The organism is Dongshaea marina, assembly GCF_003072645.1.
GTDB classification, from domain to species: Bacteria; Pseudomonadota; Gammaproteobacteria; order Enterobacterales; family Aeromonadaceae; genus Dongshaea; species Dongshaea marina.
In genome coordinates this window covers 1,626,044-1,645,197 of sequence record NZ_CP028897.1, presented here as the reverse complement: position 1 = coordinate 1,645,197, position 19,154 = coordinate 1,626,044, and the positions used below count along the sequence as shown (strand labels likewise).

Annotated in this window: 17 protein-coding genes and 1 pseudogene; 9 read left to right on the top strand and 9 right to left on the bottom strand. The window is 48.3% G+C overall.

The genetic code is table 11. The features are described 5' to 3' along the window. Positions 1–165 precede the first annotated feature (165 nt). The 4 genes and pseudogenes from tnpA to DB847_RS08000 all read left to right on the top strand — a co-directional run bounded on the left by tnpA (position 166) and on the right by DB847_RS08000 (position 2,992). Positions 166–607, top strand: a pseudogene (gene tnpA / locus DB847_RS08015) (IS200/IS605 family transposase). A gap of 155 nt (positions 608–762) precedes the next feature. Next, positions 763–885, top strand: a complete 123-nt coding sequence (locus DB847_RS25980) for a hypothetical protein (protein ID WP_267897748.1) — start codon at positions 763–765, stop codon at positions 883–885. A 126-nt stretch (positions 886–1,011) separates the two neighbouring features. Continuing rightward, positions 1,012–2,022, top strand: coding sequence for a type 2 periplasmic-binding domain-containing protein (locus DB847_RS08005; protein WP_108650209.1), 1,011 nt, complete (start codon positions 1,012–1,014; stop codon positions 2,020–2,022). Between the two features lie 145 nt (positions 2,023–2,167). Then, complete coding sequence (locus DB847_RS08000) at positions 2,168–2,992, top strand: helix-turn-helix domain-containing protein (RefSeq protein ID WP_108650208.1); 825 nt, start codon at positions 2,168–2,170, stop codon at positions 2,990–2,992. 35 nt (positions 2,993–3,027) lie between these two features. On the opposite strand, the gene DB847_RS07995 is transcribed toward DB847_RS08000, so the two are convergent. The 5 genes from DB847_RS07995 to celB form a co-directional block, all read right to left on the bottom strand. After that, on the bottom strand, positions 3,028–3,336 hold the full coding sequence (locus tag DB847_RS07995) for a PTS lactose/cellobiose transporter subunit IIA (RefSeq protein WP_108650207.1): 309 nt from the start codon (positions 3,334–3,336) through the stop codon (positions 3,028–3,030). Positions 3,337–3,346: 10 nt separating this feature from the next. Continuing rightward, positions 3,347–3,652 (bottom strand): PTS sugar transporter subunit IIB, encoded by a 306-nt coding sequence (locus DB847_RS07990; RefSeq protein WP_108650206.1) that lies wholly within the window; start codon positions 3,650–3,652, stop codon positions 3,347–3,349. Then, on the bottom strand, positions 3,627–5,129 hold the full coding sequence (locus tag DB847_RS07985) for a M17 family metallopeptidase (RefSeq protein WP_108650205.1): 1,503 nt from the start codon (positions 5,127–5,129) through the stop codon (positions 3,627–3,629). The genes DB847_RS07990 and DB847_RS07985 overlap by 26 nt, the downstream gene beginning before the upstream one ends. Positions 5,130–5,397: 268 nt before the next feature. Continuing rightward, positions 5,398–6,363, bottom strand: a complete 966-nt coding sequence (locus DB847_RS07980; protein ID WP_108650204.1) for a N(4)-(beta-N-acetylglucosaminyl)-L-asparaginase — start codon at positions 6,361–6,363, stop codon at positions 5,398–5,400. A gap of 9 nt (positions 6,364–6,372) precedes the next feature. Beyond that, complete coding sequence (celB, locus tag DB847_RS07975) at positions 6,373–7,683, bottom strand: PTS cellobiose transporter subunit IIC (RefSeq protein ID WP_108650203.1); 1,311 nt, start codon at positions 7,681–7,683, stop codon at positions 6,373–6,375. A 434-nt stretch (positions 7,684–8,117) separates the two neighbouring features. On the opposite strand from celB, the gene DB847_RS26595 reads away from it, so the two are divergent. The 4 genes from DB847_RS26595 (at position 8,118) to DB847_RS07960 (ending at position 12,822) form a co-directional block, all read left to right on the top strand. Next, complete coding sequence (locus DB847_RS26595) at positions 8,118–9,326, top strand: fructose-specific PTS transporter subunit EIIC (protein ID WP_234418536.1); 1,209 nt, start codon at positions 8,118–8,120, stop codon at positions 9,324–9,326. Continuing rightward, positions 9,308–10,039, top strand: a complete 732-nt coding sequence (locus DB847_RS26590; protein WP_234418535.1) for a fructose PTS transporter subunit IIB — start codon at positions 9,308–9,310, stop codon at positions 10,037–10,039. Before DB847_RS26595 ends, DB847_RS26590 begins: the two co-directional genes overlap by 19 nt. A 273-nt stretch (positions 10,040–10,312) precedes the next feature. Then, positions 10,313–11,179: a PhnD/SsuA/transferrin family substrate-binding protein gene (locus DB847_RS07965; RefSeq protein ID WP_108650202.1), complete on the top strand. Its 867-nt coding sequence runs from the start codon at positions 10,313–10,315 to the stop codon at positions 11,177–11,179. Further along, complete coding sequence (locus DB847_RS07960; RefSeq protein ID WP_108650201.1) at positions 11,176–12,822, top strand: HAMP domain-containing sensor histidine kinase; 1,647 nt, start codon at positions 11,176–11,178, stop codon at positions 12,820–12,822. Before DB847_RS07965 ends, DB847_RS07960 begins: the two co-directional genes overlap by 4 nt. 212 nt (positions 12,823–13,034) lie before the next feature. On the opposite strand, the gene DB847_RS07955 is transcribed toward DB847_RS07960, so the two are convergent. The 4 genes from DB847_RS07955 to DB847_RS07940 form a co-directional block, all read right to left on the bottom strand. Further along, positions 13,035–13,934, bottom strand: coding sequence for a Dyp-type peroxidase (locus DB847_RS07955; protein ID WP_108650200.1), 900 nt, complete (start codon positions 13,932–13,934; stop codon positions 13,035–13,037). A gap of 79 nt (positions 13,935–14,013) precedes the next feature. Beyond that, a complete protein-coding gene (locus DB847_RS07950; RefSeq protein ID WP_108650199.1) occupies positions 14,014–15,393 on the bottom strand; it encodes an MATE family efflux transporter in 1,380 nt (459 codons plus the stop codon). 780 nt (positions 15,394–16,173) lie between these two features. Continuing rightward, a complete protein-coding gene (locus DB847_RS07945; protein ID WP_108650198.1) occupies positions 16,174–17,142 on the bottom strand; it encodes a DUF3369 domain-containing protein in 969 nt (322 codons plus the stop codon). A 219-nt stretch (positions 17,143–17,361) separates the two neighbouring features. Beyond that, entirely contained in the window at positions 17,362–17,700 is a 339-nt protein-coding gene (locus DB847_RS07940; RefSeq protein ID WP_159084466.1) for a DUF2511 domain-containing protein, read from the bottom strand. 120 nt (positions 17,701–17,820) lie between these two features. Here DB847_RS07940 and DB847_RS07935 point away from each other — a divergent pair, with 120 nt between their 5' ends. Continuing rightward, entirely contained in the window at positions 17,821–18,567 is a 747-nt protein-coding gene (locus tag DB847_RS07935; protein ID WP_159084465.1) for a substrate-binding periplasmic protein, read from the top strand. The last annotated feature ends 587 nt before the right edge of the window (positions 18,568–19,154 follow it).

Here is a 19,154-nt window from a genome sequence, read left to right as displayed (position 1 = left end):
AATATAGGAACATTACAGATTATGTTGAAGTCTTGGGCAAATGCATATAAATAAAAATCCCCGGGTCAAGCCTCTCGCCTAGGCTCGACTTCGCTTCGCGAATCGAGGGACTTGAGCTAGCACTTGCAGTAGAATTCAACATAACAAACCATGTACTCTCTACTTATGAGTGAGTTCATCCACAAAATTCACAACGTTACAGTGCTACTTTACCACATGGTTTTTCCTGCAAAATACCGTCGAGAAATAATCGATGACAATGTTGACTCGGTTCTCAAGAATGTATGCCTAGAAATCGCTGAGCGCTATCAGATCAAGTTTCTAGAAATAGGATCTGATAAAGATCATGTCCATTTTCTCATCCAGTCCGTTCCTACCTACAGCATCACTAAAATCGTGCAAATGCTTAAAAGCCTGACTGCCAAGGAATTTTTCAGGCGCTGCCCACAAGTAAAAAAAACTATGGGGTAGCGAGTTCTGGACTGATGGGTATTTCGCAAACACTGTCAGTAAACACGGTGACGAAGCGATGATTGACAACTATGTCAAAAATCAGGACAACCAATACATCAAGCTCCACTCTGACCACCAACTTGCTCTATTTTAGAGCTTCACGCCGCAAGCGGCGGGGAATCAAGCCCGAAGAGATTGAATCTATTCAATAACTTAAGATTTCAATCCAGATATATAATTAACTCCCCCTATCAAGTTATATAAAAAATAATATATTTAATCTATTCAAATATAGCTTATGATACTGTGGTGATCCTTTTTGTTATCGGGATCGCCCGAAGCGCCTATCTGCGGATGAAAGGGATGGATAAAAACATTCCCGAATATAAAAGTAAGATGCACCCAACCGATGATGAGGACGATGACTGGTAGAGCACTCAGGATCACACCTCTGGCAGCAGGGAGTCGCAGCGCTGCTGTCACTCCTGTGGCATGAGCAATTTCATTTGCAGACTCCCTTTTCTTTAACCACCCTTTATAAAAAAGGATGGTTATCTGATGCAAAAGAGACTCTGCCAGCTACTCCTTACCTGCCTGCTCAGCCTGGCACCGGATCTGACCCGGGGTCCTGCGGCCACCGAATTCAGAATGTTTGCCTCAGACTGGCCGGTATGGATGGCGAGCCGTGCCATGCACCGGATGAGTATGCTCCCTCCCGAGTTCAACTATTATTTCAAAACCTACAACACCAATGTCGAACGCTTTAAGGATGGAGTCGCCGATGTCGCCTTCCTCACCCTGTATGATTTTATCTACACCCAGAGCAATCAACATAATGGTGTCATCATAGGGATCACCGACTACAGCAATGGCGGCGATAAGATCATGGCACGCCAGGGACTCAAGATGCCGGATGATCTGTTCGGCAAAAGCTGGGTCTTACAATCCAACTCCATTTCTCTGTGGCTGGCCCATCTCTATCTGAAACAGCATGGCAAAAGCCTTGATGATATCTATCTCAAATATGCCGTCGGTGAAAATGTTGGCGAGCTGTTTGTCCATCTTCCATCACTGGCCGCCGCCGTAGGCTGGAACCCAAACTTAGATATGGTCACCCCTGAAGTGGGTCAGTTGGTTGCGACCAGCAAGGACTTTCCCGAAAATATTTATGATGTGATCGTGGTGCAAAAGTCTGCACTCGCCGAGAACCGCCCGGCCTTTAAGGCGCTCCTCAGAGCCTGGTACAAAGGGATGCAGGATCCACGAGTGCCACGCAATATTGCAAAATACGATAAGATCCCCGAAAAGACCTACGCCCACTGGCTTGAGGATGCTTATATCTTCCGCAGCGTCACTGAGGCCACCACCCAGATCCCCCGGATAAAAAGCGTCGCCAAAGAGGTATTGAATTTCTTTAATTCAATCCCACCAAAATCCCTGCGCCGCCGCGCCACCATCGCCATGTTTGGCGTTCAATCCGGTGTAACCCCTGATTCGATGTTTGATTTCTCTTTGCTCAAAGAGCTGGCCGCCGAGGAGACGAATAGCAAAACACCTCAATCGAATTGAACATCCCCATAAGGCGGGCCGATATGGTTGTTTCACGCCCAAACTACGAGGATAATAGCCAATATCCGGTTGATAGAGATGAGTCATACGATTCACTCCATCGCAGAATGAATCGCGCACAAGACTAAAATAACGCCGCACCTCTATGGAAATAAAACTTCACTCGAATGCCACCACTACCCCCAGGATCCGAAGGTATATTCAACGCTCGGAGCTGTCTGACACACAGCTGGCCAAAGAACTGAATCTCTCAATCGACACCATACGCCGCTGGCGTCAGCGCAATGACTGCCAGGATCGCTCGCATCGACCGAACACCATCCATAAGACGCTCTCCTCAGAGCAGGAGATTCTGGTTATTTATCTGCGGCAACGACTGAAACTCCCTTTAGATGAGCTTCTTGAGGTTACTCGGCTTCTTATTAATCGAAACGCATCCCGGGCAGGGATAAGTCGCTGCCTACAACGTCATCAGGTCGGCCGACTCAGAAAACCGATCAGTGACGATGGGTTGGGAAGCATTCAACTTGATTGCTTTGATCTCCCTGAGAAGCTCCATAAAAGCCAGGGCCAATTGCTGGTCATCGTAGAAAAGAAAAGTAGCTATATCGCCTTCGCCTTGCTAGAGCAGGAGCGACAAGATGCTCGGCAAAAATTAATCGAATTTATCCACCATAGCTTACCATTTCAAGTGACCTCCATCTCATGTTGCCAACATCCGGTCGCTCTGGATATCGCCCGTAGGCTTGAAGTCCCGCTGACGCAAGAATCAACTCAAAGCTGCCTTAATGCCACAGCCTGCCACTTTGCTCTGACCTTGCAGCAGCTGCTTCAGGGTGAATGCTATGACCATCGCCTTGGACTCGCAGCAATACTGCTCCACTACGAGGACATTCTCAATCAGCGACTCCTTCGTAAAGGCCTCCAACATCAAACCCCCTTTGGCTTTGTGCAACAAAAAAGGGCCTGAAAAGGCCCTCTTTATTTGCAAACACGCCCTTATAATTAAGCTGCAAGCCGCCGATGTACCTCAATTAACTCCTTGGTAAGATCCATCAGCAAAACAGCATTCATCACCTGATCCTGAGCATGCACCATCACAATGGGAACCTGCAATTTTCCCTCACCGGCATCCTCTTCAATCAGGCGTGTCTGCACAGCATGAACCGCATTGAGGGATTCGCGGGCCTGCTCTACTCTCAGCTCTGCTTCAGGGATCGCTCCTTCACGTGCTTTTTGCAAGGCCTCCATCAGGAGACTACGGCAGGCTCCTGCACTACAGATCAAGGTCATGACCTTCTCTTCTAAGTCCATCAGCAACTCCTTAAGCCACCAAAGTCAGGGCATGATCAAGGATTTTCTCTCCATCGGTCAGTCCATAGTGCATCATATTGATGCATTCGACTCGCTTATCAAAACCTGCGGCGATCCCCTGACACTCGGCCAGCTTATAGCTGATCTGTGGCCCCAACAAGGCGCAATCAAAGTGTTGGATCTGCTCTTTGAACTCCTGCATTCCTTTAGCCTGAATATCTATATCCAGGCCGCGTAGCAACGCAGCCTCCTGCATTTTTTTGACCACCAAGCTGGTAGACATTCCCATATCACACACTAACAGGATCTTCTTCATCAGATACTCCATTATTTGTCCCCTGTACGCGGTCGCACAGGTATTGAATTAATAAGGGGATCGGTCTTCCACTTGCCCGTATTGCGTCCCCCCGAGTCAATGCCGTCCCACTCACATCAAGATGAGCCCACCGCCTCCCGTCACAAAACTTCCCCAGGAAATAGGCCGCCGATACAGAAATGGCTGCGTTATTGGGCGGGGTATTACACAGATCGGCAATCTCACTACCCACCTGAGATTCGAAGCTCTCATCCAGTGGAAGTCTCCACACACGATCACCTGAGTGCTCTCCCGCCGACTCCAGCCATCTCAATAACTCTTCATCATTCCCCATCAAGGCGCTGATATCGTAGCCAAGAGCCTTCACTGCCGCACCGGTCAAGGTAGCTACATCGATCAGAAGATCGGCCTTAAGCTCCCGGGCCGCATAGCTCAAAGCATCGGCCAGAACCAGGCGCCCCTCTGCATCTGTATTGATGATCTCCACCCGATAGCCGGCATGGGTTTGAACCACATCTCCCGGCCGCATCGCCGTAGCCGTTGGCATGTTCTCAGCAAGTGCCAGCACCACAGAAAGATTCACCGGAAGCTGTAAGCGATATACTGTATCCATCAAGCCCAGCAAGGATGCAGCACCACACATGTCATATTTCATGGTTCGCATCCCCTCTCCGGGCTTGAGCCAAAGCCCTCCCGTATCAAAGGTCACCCCCTTCCCAACAAAAACATGGTGTAATGCCTCTGACCCCTTACCCCGGTAGCTTAAAGTGACTAATCGCGGAGGATTGCAGCTCCCCTTACCCACTGCATACAGTGCCCCCATCTTCTTGCGTAACATCGCAGCCTCATCCAAGATCTGGTAGCTCAGGCTTAGCTTCTCAGAGCAATATTCTTCAACCCAGTTGGCAATCGATTGGGGAGTGCAGTCCTGGCTAGGCCTATCGGCTAATTCACGGGCGACTATCATTCCCTGAGTGATCGCATCGGCTGTGTGGCACAGTTGATAGGCTCTATCCAACTGAGCATCCGTTGCAAGTAAAGAGATGACTAATTTTGATTTAGACTCCTTGTTCTGGTGGTAGCCCAGATCACTCAATCGATAATCACGATTTCCAAGAGCCACCAACAGCCGCAGCACTCCCCGGTATGTATCAGGGCTTTCCAACTCTAATCCCAACAAAGAGAAGGTCAGCGAACACAGGTGTCCCAACTCCAACTGTTCCACCTCTTTCAATGCCTTGGCACAGCACTCTGTGTGGTCGGGAGAATCCCCTTCAAGCAGAGTAAGGCGTCGGCAAACAGATCCTAATCCAAATTTGCAAGTCCCTCCGCCATGCTCATGCAACTCTCTCAAAAGAGGTGCTATCCCATGAAAAGAGCTGGCAGTAAGCCACTCTTGCAGTGAACTTCCAAACCCAATTAAGTGCTGCTCTTTAAGGGATGGACTATCCACCCAGCGTAGCAAGCCAAACTCCATGATTCCTCCCGGGCTTTGTTGACGCTCAGACTTGGTTCTGCCGTGCGCTATTTTTCATCCAGCAAGGCAGAGTATGTGTGATGTACTTGCTCTACATGAACATCAGATAACGGCGCAGGGAGGACAAATAGCCCTTGCCTAAGGGTTGCTCTGCAATCCCAGTTCATTGAGGCGAATCACCTATTTAGAGGCACTAAACTGTGTAATTCGTATCTTGAACAAAACATTTCAGGGGCAACAGGTTCAAAATAGGAAACATCAACAGAGCCTAGCTAACTACTGCCGTGATCCTATCCTGATAGGCGTCAAGCCACTCCTGATCAGCCTCGCGATAGTGGGTCCTCTTTCCTTCTCGCCAGGCAAGATAGATGGTGGATGGATGAGTTGCGGTTGCCACAGAGAATGAAAAATTATCGATATTGGTTGCCACACCAAACTCCCCCCGGTTATTCATACAGACTAGAGATAGATCCCCGGCACGCCCATATCGCTCGAGAAGCCGCTGCTCCAGATCCCAAACAGCAGAGTCTGCAGCCTGCTGTGCAGAAAGCCCATCCCCCATCCGCCGCACGATCTCATAGCTGATGCACCCCTTCATCAGATCCTCACCTAACCCGGTTGCAGTTGCCGCTCCAATGTGACTATCAGCATAAAAGCCACTGCCGGACACCGGAGAATCTCCCACCCGACCCGGACGCTTCATAAACAGGCCACTGGTAGAGGTCGCAACACTCATCTTTCGCTGTTGATCCAAAGCGATCACCCCAACCGTATCATGACCTGCGTAAGGACTGAGCCCTCGGTCTATGGTCTCTCGGCGGCGCTTCACGTAATGCTGCTGCGCACGTTCGGTAAGCATCGGCTTTTCCTCAAACCCCTGGCGCAGAGCCCACTCCCTAGCCCCTTCACCCACCATGAAGCTGTTAAATCGCTCCCGGCTCAAAGCCTCTGCCACCAGGACAGGATTAGCAAGATCCTTAACTCCAGCCAGGGCTCCGACCGCCAAAGTATCTCCATTCATAAACGCGGCATCCAGCTCAACCTCACCGCATTCATTAGGAAGGCCACCATAACCAACTGACTTGTAGTAGGGGTAGTCCTCCACCCGCGTCACAGCGTGAAGGGCCGCTCTGGTTGAATCTTGATCCTCAGCCAACATCTGAGCACTTTCGCTGATCCCTTCATACGCCATCCGCCATGTTGCGATGATCCCCCAGTTACTACTACTTTGCATGAATACTCCTTATACAGTCACGGCTGACTCTTTGTTCTGAATCTCCGCTTGCCGCTCTTTGGCACGATACTGCTTATCGACCACCTTCAAAAATGGCAAATAAATCATGGCACCTATACACAAATTCACGACCTGGATCACTGCTCCCGATATATGTCCTGTAACCAGAAACCCACTAATCACCGGAGGTATAGTCCACGGAATATAAGCTCCCGTTGTAGTTGCTACGGCTCCCAGTGCCATCGAGCTGTATTGAACCGTGACCAGAACCAGAGGCACCAGATTAAAAGGGATCAACATGATGGGGTTCATGATCACCGGGATCCCAAACAACACAGGTTCATTGATATTAAAAACCGAAGAACCGATCGCCAACCGTGAAACATTTTTGATATGTTGGCTCCGAGCAAAAAACAGCATGGCAATCACCAGGGATAAGGTTGAACCTGCCCCCCCCATCCAAATCATGTCAAAAAACTGCTCGGTTATTACATGAGGGGGCAGTAAGCCCGCATGCATGGCTGCAATATTATCGGCCTGATTCCCCATCCAGAATGGACGCAGGATCCCATTGACCATGGACCCTGAGTTAATTCCAACCGACCAAAGCAAGGTAATACTAAGTACAGTAAACAAAGCCCCGACGTAAGATGTCCCAAAGTGGCTAATCGGCATAGCCAGCACGGTATAGATAAACTCATGGATGGTATGATATCCGGAAGCATGGAATGACATCCGCACCACCAGAGCCAGACACAGCACAACTAATGAAGGGATCAAGGCTGCAAACGACTTTTGGACCGCAGGAGGTACCCCTGCGGGCATCTTGATCACTATATTTCGGCGAATAAACCAGGCAAAGATTTCGGTCCATACTATTGCCCCTAGCATAGCGACAAATAAACCTTTTGAGCCCAACCACTGTGTTGAGATAACCTGTCCCAGGCTAGTCGTATTCGCGAAGGGAGTCAGGATCAAAAACGTGGTCAACGAGAGGATCCCGGCAGACATTTTGTCGATGTTGTAACGCTCTGCAAGCCGATATGCCACCAAAAAAGCAATGAAAAGAGACATGGTAGAAAACACGGCATTAAAAGGGACTTCCACCACATTGGTCCAGTTCGCCCCAAACACCGATGCCATCGCATGCTGATAGGCCTTACTGGGAAACGACGAGATCACCAGCAGAATCGACCCAACGATAATAAATGGCATAAATGAAATATAGGCATCACGAATAGCTCCAAGATGCCTTTGTTGAGCCAACTTACCAGCCAGTGGCATCAACTTTTGCTCTAACAAACGACTGAAATGTTCCATACAGGGTCCATCATCAAAATGGTAAAAGTACGAAGTAATCTTGTGATACTTTTAAAATTGTAAAATTATAATATTAATTTAATAACTATTTTTGCAGTGATTGATATCACAAACATTAATTTAGTATCACATGATTGCTAAATGATCATGCTCTTTTATTCCCGAACTCATCTCGAGGCCAAGGGTAGCCAATTGACGTTGATCACAGTTCCTCCTGATGGGTACATTAATCCAGTGAATGGATGAAATCTCCACTATCGCTCTCAACCTATTTCGCTCACCATATCTTCACGCCATCCCCCCTCCTGAAACAGCTACAACCAAACTGTAACAGGCATAAATAAGTTCAGAATACGGCGTGGAATTATGATTTTTCTTTCTTTAATTGATTGATTTTTATACCTTTATTCGATTCATGAATATAGAGAGTCATCATGAACATACTATCCTTGATCACCCCTGATTTGATCTGCCTTGATCTTAAATCTACCACCAAAGAAGAATTACTGTCCGAAATGGCCGGACTCCTGGACAAAGCCGGCTGTGTCAGTGATAAAGAGGCCTATCTTGCCGATGTCTGGGAACGAGAGTCCCTCGGAAGTACCGGATTTGAAGAGGGCGTAGCCATTCCCCATGCCAAGAGTGCTGCGGTATTAAAGCCTGCCGTAGCCATAGGTATCAGTCGTAGCGGTATCGATTTTGATGCTGATGATGGCCAGCCCTCCGATGTGTTCTTTATGCTGGCCTCCCCTGATGGCGGAGACAACCATCACATCGAGGTCCTGGCACAAATATCCAGTCGACTGATTGAGGAGGGCTTTATCGATAAGCTGCGAGCCGCTCGCTCTACCCAGGAGATCCTCAAACTACTGGAGCCTGTCAATGAGCCTGAAACCCCTAAGGAGTCTCCCGCTCCCAAGGCTGCCCCAGCGAAGCCAAAAGCCTCAGGCTCCTCCTTTAAACAGAGAATGGGCAAAATGAAGCAGCACCTGCTGTTTGGAACTTCCCACATGATCCCTTTCATTGTTGCCGGAGGGGTTTTATTGTCTCTTTCGGTGATGATCTCAGGAAAAGGGGCGGTGCCACAGTCCGGGATCCTCAAGGATATCGCGACCATGGGAATCGCCGGACTTACCCTGTTTACGGCGGTCCTCGGTGGCTATATCGCTTACTCGATCGCCGATAAGCCGGGCCTGGCCCCGGGGATGCTAGGTTCCTGGATCGCGGTCCAGCATTACCATACGGGCTTTCTCGGAGCGATCGTAGTCGGTTTTGTGGCAGGCTTCGTGGTGCAGCAACTAAAACGGATCAAGTTCCCGGACAGCATGGCATCACTGGGCTCTATCTTCATCTATCCCCTGGTCGGGACCTTCATCGTCTGTGGCCTGGTGATGTGGGGCATTGGTGAGCCCATCGCCCACATGATGACAGCGATGAATCACTGGCTGGCTGGCATGGCAGGAAGCGGTAAGGTTCTGCTTGGAACCATTCTCGGTGGAATGACCGCCTTTGATATGGGCGGCCCGGTCAACAAGGTAGCCACCCTGTTTGCCCAAACTCAGGTCGATACCCAACCCTGGCTGATGGGTGGCGTCGGGATCGCAATCTGTGTGCCCCCCTGGGAATGGCTCTGGCAACCCTGATCTCACCCAAACGCTACAAGAAAGAGGAGCGTGAAGCGGGTAAAGCTGCGGCGATCATGGGGATGATCGGCATCACCGAAGGTGCGATCCCATTTGCGGCCGCCGATCCGGTACGGGTGATCCCAGCCATTGTCGCCGGCGGCATTGTCGGTAACGTCACAGGCTTCCTGCTGCATGTGATCAATCACGCTCCCTGGGGTGGCTGGATCGTACTCCCCGTGGTTCAGGGCAAGATGGGCTATATCGTGGGTACCATTGCCGGAGCACTCACCACGGCGATTATCGTCAACCTGCTGAAAAAGCCGGTCACTGAAGACGACGAAGAAGGCAGCGAAGCCGAGACCCCGGTCGACTCCATCTCTGAAGAAGGTGTCGCCGATGTCATTGCGGTTACCGCCTGCCCATCCGGGGTTGCTCACACCTTCCTGGCCGCCAAGAGTCTGGAGAAAGCAGCCAATAAGCTCGGAATCAGGATCAAGGTCGAAACTCAGGGCGCCAATGGCATTGTCAATCGATTGACCGCCGCCGATGTGGCCCGGGCCAAGCTGGTGATCCTGGCCCATGATGTTGCCATCAAGGAAACCCAGCGCTTCCAGGGAAAACAGATCATCGACACCAAGACCAAGGAGGCGATGAATAACCCACAGAAGTTGCTAAGCACCTACCTTGAGCAACAACAGGACGCTGAGCTACAACCAGTAACAGGGGGTTAATTGGCTTATAACCGCCCCCGCTGGGGATAATCACACTATCCCCAGCGACTTTCCGGGCTCTGTCGCTGCATGAGGTTTAATTCAAAACTCAAGTATCTGCAGATGCCCGTCACTGTTGTCGCGCAATCAAGATGAATGAAGCCATAGAGTCGATACCCTCCCTGCTATGGATTGGCTCTGTCTCCCTCCCGCCACTGCAAGCATTTCATGCCAGCTTTCAATTCTCATCTATAATTTTTGCATGTGATCAGAATCATTTGAGACGGGCATCATATGAGTTCAACTCTAGTCAAAGCAGTCTGTACTCTTCTTGCACTCAGCATAAGCAGCTTGAGTCATGCCGAGATCAGAATGAACTTCGGTGTCTACACCTCAGATAAGCCAACCGTCATGATCAAAATGTTCCGCCCGATTTTAAATGAACTGGAGCAGATCATGTCTGATAAGCTCAAACAAAAGGTTCAGATCCGGATCCAGGTGGCCAATAATTACCAGAAAGGGATCGACAGCATCTCAAACGCAGAGGTAGATTTCTCCAGGCTGGGCCCCGCATCCTATATCAGATCAAAGCAAGCAAACCCAAACATAAAATTACTGGCAATGGAAAGCAATCATGGTCGAAAGTTTTTCTATGGTGTGATATGTGTGCCGCAATCCAGTGATATCTCAAACGTTTCTCAACTCAAAGGCAAATCATTTGCCTTTGGTAATCCTCTTTCAACCATTGGACGTTACTTATCCCAACTATACCTGATGCAGCATGGTATTTACTCCGATGATCTATCGAGGTTCAGCTATCTTAAAAGGCATGATCAGGTTGGTATGTCTGTTGCAGCAATGAAATTTGATGCTGGGTCCCTGAAAGAAGGAACATTCAACAAACTGGTCTCAAAAGGGGTCAAGATAAAGGAGATCGCTAAATTTAAAAATGTAACCAAGCCCTGGGTTGCAAGTTCTAACCTGCAAAAAGATCTTTTAATTGTATTAAAGAGCTCTCTATTTGAAATACCGAAGAGCATTGTAGAAAAGAATCTTGGTAAACAAGGGTTCCTTGATGCTAAAGACTCAGATTATGACGAAATCCGGAAGTCAATCATGATAAACACTCAGTTTAATAATAACATTAGGAATGACTCATGATTGCAGCCCATGATCCAGCATCAAGAATATTAAATAAATTCAGAGGATTACCTTTGTGGGCTAAAATATTATCCACCCTTACTTTTAGCCTAATCTTATTTAATATTATTATCAGTGCATATATTAACTCCGTCATTTATAACTTACTTATGCAGCATGAAAAGAGTCATGATAAAGAAATAGTCACTACGGTCACATCCACCGCAATAGAGGCAATCATAAGTGAAGACCATGCGTTGCTTAAAACAATAATAAATCAACTTGTAGCAAATCATTCCCATATAGAAAGCATAATAATAACAAACGAACAGAGAGATTATTTAGCCAGTTGGAGTAGAAATGAAATTAGAGAGCAAGATCAGGTTTATCAATTGAAGGTGCCAGTCTCATATGCAGGTGAAACTTTTGGCTATATTATTGCGTCATTTAGCCTAAATCACTTGGATAATGAAATTAAATACATACTGAATATGGCACACCTGTTTATATCATTAGCATTGATAACATTCTCTCTCATCATATGGTTTATACTACAGACAATCATTTTTCACCCCCTTAAAAAAATAAACAACCGACTCAGTAGAATAGCTAAAGGAAAAAAAGCATACGATATCGACTTCATGGCACCACCCGAGTTGTCAGTCCTTGCCGAGATAACGAACGAGCTCTCCTCATTCATCAAGAAAAAACAGCTCCAGGAGCAAGAATTAATTAATTCACGGATCGAGCTTGAAAATACACTGCTCAGGAGTGTCAATAAAATTGAGTCTACTATTAGTGATAATAAAATACCCCAACAGGAACGATCCAATATTATTACCCAGATAATAAGTGAATATAAGAACGACCAAAACAAACTGATACAAACTGAAAAGATGGCCAGCTTGGGTGTGTTATCCGCAGGAATTGCACACGAAATAAACAACCCTCTTAGCTTTGTAAAAAGTAATATCAACCGGTTAAATGAGTATTTCAGCACCATTATTAAGCCAATTTCTTTTTTCTACGCAAATAAGAGAGAGAAAAACATTGAGTCGCAGATTAAGATTCAGTTAGAAGAGATGGAAAGTGATATCTCTTTTTTAGCCCAGGATGCTCCATTGTTAATCACAGAATCGCTCGAAGGAATGGATAGAATTGAGGGGATAGTTTCAGCCCTAAGAAGCTTTTCTAGAATGGATAAAAACTCTTTAGAGTGTATTGACATAAATGAGCAACTTGACTCTACGATAAAAATCGTATGGAATGAACTTAAATATCACTGCCAAATACATAAGGAATATAAATCCATCCCGAACTTTATTGGTAATCCGGGTAAAATAAAACAGGTATTTCTTAATTTACTTATAAATGCAGCACAGTCAATTAAAGATAAAGGAAATATATACATTCGAACCTACCATGATAATCAGTATATATTTATTGAGATAGAAGACACAGGCTCAGGAATGACTAATGAAACGAAGAATCAGCTATTCACACCATTTTTCACCACCAAAGATGTTGGAAAGGGCACGGGACTCGGATTATCGATAAGCCTTGGGATCATTGAGGAGCATGGAGGGTACATTGACGTAGAGAGCATCCTGGGAGAGGGGACGAAATTTGTGATCTCCTTGCCTTTTTCAGGGAATGCCCAATAACCCCCTGGTAGCATCCAGCCGCTCCGACAGCACAGGCCGTACTCTCACAGAAAAGGCTAGGATGATTAACTGCCTCACGCATATCTGAACCCTGCATACGGACGGGACCGCCAGTGATAGTCATCACTGGCAATCATAGGGCCTCTGGCAAAAGATTCACAGACACAGCACCTGAGGCGGTTACAGCTTGCTATCAATAACAACCCACGGGATCAGTCTTCAAGTAACGCCTGGAGATCCCCAGCTGAGGGAGCAAACCAGTAGGCACTGGTTACAGGCCTGGAGTAATGGATCAGCGCATCATGCAGGCCATCTCCCGAGGTTCCAAACATCCGCTCTAACTGCACCGAGAACCGCTCTATTTCGCAGGCAAACGACAGGAAGTACAGGCCATTCTCAGTGGCTGTTCCATAGGGAGCACTTCTGCGATAGATCTTCATCGCCTTGCCATCGACCTTGACATCGGTGCGACTAACATGAGAATTAGCCGGCATGGCATCTCCCTCAAGCTCGATGCTATCTTTCTTGGTACGCCCGATCACCCGCTCCTGCTGCTGCTCAGAAAGCTGATGAAACGCCTTGAGGTTATGCACCCACTTTTGAGTCAGCACATAACTGCCTCCGGCACCCGGTAGCCCGGCAGGGATCAGGGCTGCCAGCTGACGCTGATCTTCTTTCGGATTAGCCGTCCCATCAATAAACCCGGTCAAATCACGGGAATCCCGATAGGTAAAGCCGGGCAGATCCAATTCAAGCTCAGCCACTTCACCCATCAGCTCCTGAATTTTGAGAACTGTCTCAAGATTCTCATCATGGCTGGTGCCGTGAAGCCAGATCAGGAGATCGCGTTGGGTCGAGGGAATACAGAAATCATCCACTCCCTTGAGAGTCTGAAAGTCCTGGAGATCCGCCGGGGCCCATCCGGGTTGCAATTGATCCCACAGCCATCTTCCAAAGGCACAAACCAGCTGAACATCCGAGGAGCTACTGCTCAGTGCTTGTTTCAGTACCGAGCGAATCGTCTCACCGGGGACCGAGCGATCGATACGATACTCCAGGTGGTAGAACTGATTACTCCCCTCTTGAAAAATTCCCTGCTGCGGGCTGCTCATAGCGACTTCCTATTTTTATGATGATAGAGTCTGGCATTTTCACCGGCCCCTTCGACTCAGTCAAGCCAGCCTCAAGCAGTTAGCCCGCCTCCGGCTCTTGAGCAGAGATCCCGACCGGGGCAACTGCACTTCGCTGCTGAAGGTCCCGCCACACCATGGGGGCCACAATCGCAAATAGAGCAATATTGGACAAAGGCAGGGCCAACCAAACCCCGTTAACCCCAAGCCACTGGGGTAAAAAGAACAAAAACGGCAGCTGGATCGCCATATTTCCGACCGAAATCCCAAGGGCTTTCCCCCCCTGATTCACCGACATGAAATAGACAGAAGCTAACACGATAAAGCCATCCAGGAAAATTGCGAACAGGTGCAAGCGGATCCCGTTTGCCGCCTCACTCATCAGGGCCTGATTATCACCGTTAAACAGGCTTATCAGGGGGTCGGGAAAAAAGTTCAGCAACCCAATCCACAACACCCCGGCAACCAGGGTGACCTTGGTCGCAAGTTTCATCACTTTTTGGATATTAAAGTCCTCTCTCGCCCCAAAGTAATAGCTAACCTGGGGCTGAACCCCTTCCCCAACCCCTTCTGCAATCAGGTAATACAGTGTCATCAGGTAGCCAACGATGGCAAAAGCCCCCACGGTTAACTCGGTGCCATATTTAACAAACAACCAGTTATGCAACCCCACCACGAAGCTGGTATAGAGGTACATCACCAGGCAGGATGCCCCGAGCAGCAGGATCCGGCCAGCAAGCTTTCCGCCAAAAGCCAATCTGAACCGCAACCCAAGCTGTGAGCGACCCAGTAGAAAATAACCTATGCCCCCCAGGCAAACCGCCGCCTGAGCCAGCACAGTCGCGATAGCCGCCCCCCTGAGTCCCCAGCCCAGATGGCCGATTAGCAGATAATCCAGCACTATATTGAGCAGGGCCCCCAAGACCATCAGGACGGTTGCCAGGTTAGGACTCTCATCATTACGCACCAGGATCGGGATGGCTGCCGCGGTAATAGTTAGCAAGGCACACCAGCCAAAAACATCCACATACTCAGTTGCCAGCTTGAGCGCCAGATCGCGAGCTCCCTGAGCGATCAATAAATATTGTCCCACAAATAGCATCAGAGCCATCAGGGCTACCCCAACCACCAGCAGTAATCCAAACCCTGTGCTGAGTGCCTGTTGCGCCTTGTGCTGTAAGCCTTCGCCACGACTCATCGAGATCAAGCTGCCACACCCCATGCCGATCATCAGCCCTACCCCACCTATGATAAATACCACAGGCCAGGCCATATTGATCGCAGCAAGTCCCTCGGCTCCCATGTAGTGGCCAACAAAGACTCCATCGATGATCTGGTAAAGACCACTGACCAACATGGCGGCGATCGAGGGGATCGCATAGCGCCAGAAAGTTCGGCTGATCCCGGCGCTGGATTGAATTGATAGGGACTGGGACTGCATAACGACTCTCGTTGAAGTGAATGCCTCAGGTTATTCCAGTAATACCGATTGAATAAAGTCAGGAACTATCTATATATCAGATAGATTCAGAGAAATTGTCCCAGCGGGTGGCTGTTTGCCACTTCGTGGCAAGTGTCAGTCTCACCCGACCGGCGAGTCACTTTTCTGTCAAGAAAAGTAACCAAAAGTTCGCTCCGCGCTGCGAGTCCCTCCGCAGAGCTACGCAGCTCGGCATCCTGCCTCGAAAACAAAATAGTGGGTTAATAGTTCGCCTCGGCGCTCGCTGACGGGGTTTAAACTCCCCTTTGATTCACACCGAAGAGTCACGTTGGATTTTGAGATTGAAGGATATGGATATCCTGAAAGCAGGGCCGAGCCATGGATGGCTCGTTTTTGCGTATCTCATAAAGCCAGTGGCTCTGAGGATCAACGCGAATCGGGGGGCACCCTCGGGGTTGTTAGGGGAACTGGGTGAGCAGTTCCCTTGACCCGAAGTCCGCGGCCAGACAATTGTGCCATAGGCACAAAACCGCTGACCGCAGGTCAACCTAACCAGATTCGCTTTGTATCAAAAGCGAACCTTTATATATCTTGCGGATGGCTATTTACCACTGCCTGCCAATTTTCGGTCTCGCCTGACCGGCGAGTCACTTTTCTTCCGAGAAAAGTAACCAAAAGCTATTTGCGCCTCTTGAGGCAGACCATGAGGCAAATCGCTGCGAAGCTCGAACAGCATAAAAGTCGTATCGGCTTACCTTGAGCAACTCCAGTGTTGCATGGCTAAAAATGGAGGTATTCCTCGCGCTCTTTTGGTGCGAACGAGTCAAAGGCTTTCCCCACATGCTCGCAAAAGATACAAACCAACTCCTGATTTTCGACCGTGAACTCTTTTTTCGTAATCCCAGTGACATAAAGAAGGTGCTCAGACCCCTGAGGTGCTCGAAAGTAAGCAAGGAAGTGATCATCAAAAACAATGATCTTCTTTTCTTCACGTACACGATCGAGCTCGGTATGCATCACATCAGGAAGCTGAGACTGGGTACTACATGAATATTTTGAATAGCAGCCAATGCCGACAACGACCTCTTTACCCAGGTAACCATCCACCCCGGGTGTCTCTGTTTTAACGTAAAGGGCATCCTCCCCCAAGTGAAGAAGAGAGACCAACTGCTCCAATACATGAACAGCAAACTCTCGAATTGCGTGAGAATGATAGAGTTCATGGGTGGATCGAAGTAATTTTTTGAGGTGATCTTTTGTCTTTTCTATCGCAAGCAGATCCCTGTAGCTGCGGATCGCAGAGTAAATGGCAACAATGAGTTTTTTCGAGGTTAAATCTGTTTTTTCTTTATAATCATTGATGTCATAGTTCACAACCGTAGAGAGTTCTGGAGCTTGTCCTGGTTGGCCTGTTCTGAGAGTGATCCGGGTTAGATGGTTATTGAGATCTTTACGGATGAATTGAGCTAAATCTAGCCCAGCGTGGTCAGTTTCCATGACCACATCAAGTAAGACAAGTACTATATCCTGGTGTTGTCTCAATAACTGCTGCGCTTCACTGCCGGAATGAACGCTATAAAGCTCCAGTTTTCGTCCAAAGAAGAGCAGATCCTTAATCACCATTCGGGTCAGGGAGTGAATATCATCTTCATCATCAACCACAGCCACTTTCCATGTTTTTAAGGACTGCTCCCGAGGAAGCCGATCAGACGGGTGCTCATCCGTCAGCGTAAGCATTTCACCATCCATACCGCTTACATCCTGAAATATGGCTACCAATACATTAAATGTAGGGTATAAATGTCCCTAGCGTTTGACCTATAAATCATCATGGATTGAGAATGCCCAACGGAAAATGGATATCAGCCGTTGGCACACAGCTATCAAGTTAATTTTAATTATGATATCGGGGCAGAATGCGTGAGTCTCGGCATCTGCAGCAAAGCTAGTAGACCCAAAGTCAGGCTATCAGAAGTTACCCCAGACACATTGCTTTTCGGCTATTTTGATCACGGGCTTAAGGCTAAACTCACTGGATATGATCCCATCCTGCCGCCGCCAGATAGACTCCACCGGACGGTAACCGGCCTTCCTTGCTGCCTGGTTCAGCGCATAGATTATCTTGGCCCGGCTTACCGCGAGTAATTTGTTATCAAATCCGATGCAGCGCAGCTCGACGGTGTCGACCGTGAAGGGCCAGGTATCTCCAAAACTATCCCGGCTTATCCTCTGAGATTTACCTTCCAAACATCCGGATAGTAATGGGGTTATGCCAAGTAACATTATGATCAATAAAGCATTTTTCATTCTAGCTTTCCCAGAATCAATGACTTTAAAAGCCGGGGGAAACCTCAAGTTCATTGGTGTGATTCCATGAATAAGCTTACTCCTTATATAATTAGGGTAGCAACCAGAGAGGGCAAAGGGATGCGTCTTATCATAATTCTTGCTATGTCATTGATTTGCTGGCCAACAGCGGCCCAGTCCGTTCGCGCAGTCTCGGATCTGTGGCAGGGATATTTCAATAGTGATGGAAGTGGATACTATGCCGATATCCTGCATGAGGTCTTCCATGCTCCTGAATATCAGCTCTCAATCGATCCGGAACCCTTTGAGGACTCAATAGAATCAGTATCCGAGAAGAAGGCGGACCTTGTTATGGGAATCGCCAGGACAGACAAACTGCCAGGGTTGATCTTGAGCCACTACCCACTGGAAGAGGAGCGTTTTGACCTGATTTTATCGGCAACTTTCGCAAAACAATGGAAGAGCCTTGCCAGCCTCAAGGGGAAAAGATTGATCGGGCCGGTTGGCTATAGCATGGATCTCGCCCTAAAAATCCCTCTCAAGTATTCAGAGTCAAATGACCTAGTCAAACAACTAAAACAGCTGCGAGCGAATGAAGTAGATGCCGTCATAGGGTATGCCGCAGACTATGAAGCCCTGAGTGAGTTTGACATCAAGCCCGAGCCCAGAGTCATCATCAACGCTTTCTCAGACCCAACCTTTGTGGGATTTAGCGATACCAGCAAAGGGGCGGCACTCAAGAAGCATTTTGATACGAATTATAAAAAGGTGGTCTGCTCAGGTAAATTACGATTCCTGATGAAGAAAAACTTAGATAGCCTCGATGAGTACCCTAAGTTTTCACTCTACCCAAGAATGTGTATCTAGGGAAACATCCGTTCAGTCAGACGTCGCACAAATGGAGGTTCGCTGTTAGTACAAAGCGAACCTCCATCATTTGACCTGCGGTCGGCGGTTTTGTGCCTATGGCACATTTGCCGCTACCGAGCGGCGGCGGGAAGAGGGTATTGCTTGTCCAATACCCTCTTCACTCCCAAGGACACCCCGGTATTTGCTTCATCCTCATGCTTCATCAGATTCACTAACGGACAGACAGAACGTCCCTATTCTGGCTGCCCTTCAATCACATCCATGTGATTGATACGTTCATCAACAATGAACCATTCGGCGCAAATAAACGGGGCCAAAAATCCCAGTCAGTTAGCTCAGTGGTGATATCTAAATTTTTTCTCTGTTCTGGTTTCAGCGCTGAAAACATAAAATTTCAAGAGGCACTGAACAGCACCTCAGCTATCAAATCGAAGAGAGGGTTCACCTCCCCGTTAGCGAGCGCTGAGGTGAACCGTTAAGGATTTAGGTTGAGCGATAGGGATATCGCGAGAGCTTAGCCATCACAGGGATGTGATGGCTAAGTGGTGCCTTAATCCTTAGGTGAATCGAGGGTTCAGCGAGGT

What these genes read in the sequence shown, in the direction of transcription:
- DB847_RS07940 (WP_159084466.1), bottom strand. Translation starts at nt 17,700, where the DNA reads ATGAAAAATGCTTTATTGATCATAATGTTACTTGGCATAACCCCATTA.
- DB847_RS07945 (WP_108650198.1), bottom strand. Translation starts at nt 17,142, where the DNA reads ATGGATGGTGAAATGCTTACGCTGACGGATGAGCACCCGTCTGATCGG.
- DB847_RS07935 (WP_159084465.1), top strand. Translation starts at nt 17,821, where the DNA reads ATGCGTCTTATCATAATTCTTGCTATGTCATTGATTTGCTGGCCAACA.
- DB847_RS07955 (WP_108650200.1), bottom strand. Translation starts at nt 13,934, where the DNA reads ATGAGCAGCCCGCAGCAGGGAATTTTTCAAGAGGGGAGTAATCAGTTC.
- celB (WP_108650203.1), bottom strand. Translation starts at nt 7,683, where the DNA reads ATGGAACATTTCAGTCGTTTGTTAGAGCAAAAGTTGATGCCACTGGCT.
- DB847_RS07960 (WP_108650201.1), top strand. Translation starts at nt 11,176, where the DNA reads ATGATTGCAGCCCATGATCCAGCATCAAGAATATTAAATAAATTCAGA.
- DB847_RS08005 (WP_108650209.1), top strand. Translation starts at nt 1,012, where the DNA reads ATGCAAAAGAGACTCTGCCAGCTACTCCTTACCTGCCTGCTCAGCCTG.
- DB847_RS26590 (WP_234418535.1), top strand. Translation starts at nt 9,308, where the DNA reads ATGGCTCTGGCAACCCTGATCTCACCCAAACGCTACAAGAAAGAGGAG.
- DB847_RS07990 (WP_108650206.1), bottom strand. Translation starts at nt 3,652, where the DNA reads ATGAAGAAGATCCTGTTAGTGTGTGATATGGGAATGTCTACCAGCTTG.
- DB847_RS07980 (WP_108650204.1), bottom strand. Translation starts at nt 6,363, where the DNA reads ATGCAAAGTAGTAGTAACTGGGGGATCATCGCAACATGGCGGATGGCG.
- DB847_RS08000 (WP_108650208.1), top strand. Translation starts at nt 2,168, where the DNA reads ATGGAAATAAAACTTCACTCGAATGCCACCACTACCCCCAGGATCCGA.
- DB847_RS07965 (WP_108650202.1), top strand. Translation starts at nt 10,313, where the DNA reads ATGAGTTCAACTCTAGTCAAAGCAGTCTGTACTCTTCTTGCACTCAGC.
- DB847_RS26595 (WP_234418536.1), top strand. Translation starts at nt 8,118, where the DNA reads ATGAACATACTATCCTTGATCACCCCTGATTTGATCTGCCTTGATCTT.
- DB847_RS07985 (WP_108650205.1), bottom strand. Translation starts at nt 5,129, where the DNA reads ATGGAGTTTGGCTTGCTACGCTGGGTGGATAGTCCATCCCTTAAAGAG.
- DB847_RS07950 (WP_108650199.1), bottom strand. Translation starts at nt 15,393, where the DNA reads ATGCAGTCCCAGTCCCTATCAATTCAATCCAGCGCCGGGATCAGCCGA.
- DB847_RS07995 (WP_108650207.1), bottom strand. Translation starts at nt 3,336, where the DNA reads ATGGACTTAGAAGAGAAGGTCATGACCTTGATCTGTAGTGCAGGAGCC.